This is a genomic window from Streptomyces sp. NPDC037083 (assembly GCF_055606485.1).
In genome coordinates, this window is the sequence record NZ_JBVJSQ010000045.1 from 1 (window position 1) to 1,673 (window position 1,673).

At 57.9% G+C, this 1,673-nt stretch carries 2 rRNA genes; both read left to right on the plus strand.

Annotation, left to right across the window (positions count from 1 at the left end):
• Positions 1–80, plus strand: a 16S ribosomal RNA gene (locus ACZ7DE_RS40985); the annotation flags it as partial.
• Positions 81–394: 314 nt separating this feature from the next.
• Positions 395–1,673, plus strand: a 23S ribosomal RNA gene (locus tag ACZ7DE_RS40990); the annotation flags it as partial.

Below are 1,673 nucleotides of genomic sequence, written 5' to 3' on the forward strand. Positions count from 1 at the left end.
TGTCGAAGGTGGGACTGGCGATTGGGACGAAGTCGTAACAAGGTAGCCGTACCGGAAGGTGCGGCTGGATCACCTCCTTTCTAAGGAGCACTTCTAGGCAGCCGCAAGGTTGTCCAGGGGCCAGTTCATCGGCGAACGTCCGATGCTGGTTGCTCATGGGTGGAACGTTGATTATTCGGTCCGGTTCTCGGGTCGGAGGCTTGCCAGTACTGCTCTTCGGAGCGTGGAACGCATGATCTCCGGGCGGAACCGGGTCGGGCACGCTGTTGGGTGTCTGAGGGCACGGCCGCAAGGTCGTCCTTCTGATGCCGGCCCCAGTGAACTCCAGCCTAGGTTGGGGGTGATGGGTGGCTGGTCGTTGTTTGAGAACTGCACAGTGGACGCGAGCATCTGTGGCCAAGTTTTTAAGGGCGCACGGTGGATGCCTTGGCACCAGGAACCGATGAAGGACGTGGGAGGCCACGATAGTCCCCGGGGAGTCGTCAACCAGGCTTTGATCCGGGGGTTTCCGAATGGGGAAACCCGGCAGTCGTCATGGGCTGTCACCCGCTGCTGAACACATAGGCAGTGTGGAGGGAACGCGGGGAAGTGAAACATCTCAGTACCCGCAGGAAGAGAAAACAACCGTGATTCCGGGAGTAGTGGCGAGCGAAACCGGATGAGGCCAAACCGTATGCGTGTGAGACCCGGCAGGGGTTGCGCATTCGGGGTTGTGGGATCTCTCTTCTGTCGTCTGCCGGCGACAGGACGAGTCAGAAACCGTTGATGTAGGCGAAGGACATGCGAAAGGTCCGGCGTAGAGGGTAAGACCCCCGTAGTCGAAACATCAGCGGCTCGTTTGAGAGACACCCAAGTAGCACGGGGCCCGAGAAATCCCGTGTGAATCTGGCGGGACCACCCGCTAAGCCTAAATATTCCCTGGTGACCGATAGCGGATAGTACCGTGAGGGAATGGTGAAAAGTACCGCGGGAGCGGAGTGAAATAGTACCTGAAACCGTGTGCCTACAAGCCGTGGGAGCGTCGGACGTCAAGCTTGCTTGGCGTCTCGTGACTGCGTGCCTTTTGAAGAATGAGCCTGCGAGTTTGCGGTGTGTTGCGAGGTTAACCCGAGTGGGGAAGCCGTAGCGAAAGCGAGTCCGAATAGGGCGTTTTTAGTAGCACGCTCAAGACCCGAAGCGGAGTGATCTAGCCATGGGCAGGTTGAAGCGGAGGTAAGACTTCGTGGAGGACCGAACCCACCAGGGTTGAAAACCTGGGGGATGACCTGTGGTTAGGGGTGAAAGGCCAATCAAACTCCGTGATAGCTGGTTCTCCCCGAAATGCATTTAGGTGCAGCGTCGTGTGTTTCTTGCCGGAGGTAGAGCACTGGATAGGCGATGGGCCCTACCGGGTTACTGACCTTAGCCAAACTCCGAATGCCGGTAAGTGAGAGCGCGGCAGTGAGACTGTGGGGGATAAGCTCCATGGTCGAGAGGGAAACAGCCCAGAGCATCGACTAAGGCCCCTAAGCGTACGCTAAGTGGGAAAGGATGTGGAGTCGCAGAGACAACCAGGAGGTTGGCTTAGAAGCAGCCACCCTTGAAAGAGTGCGTAATAGCTCACTGGTCTAGTGATTCCGCGCCGACAATGTAGCGGGGCTCAAGCGTACCGCCGAAGTCGTGTCATTGCAGCA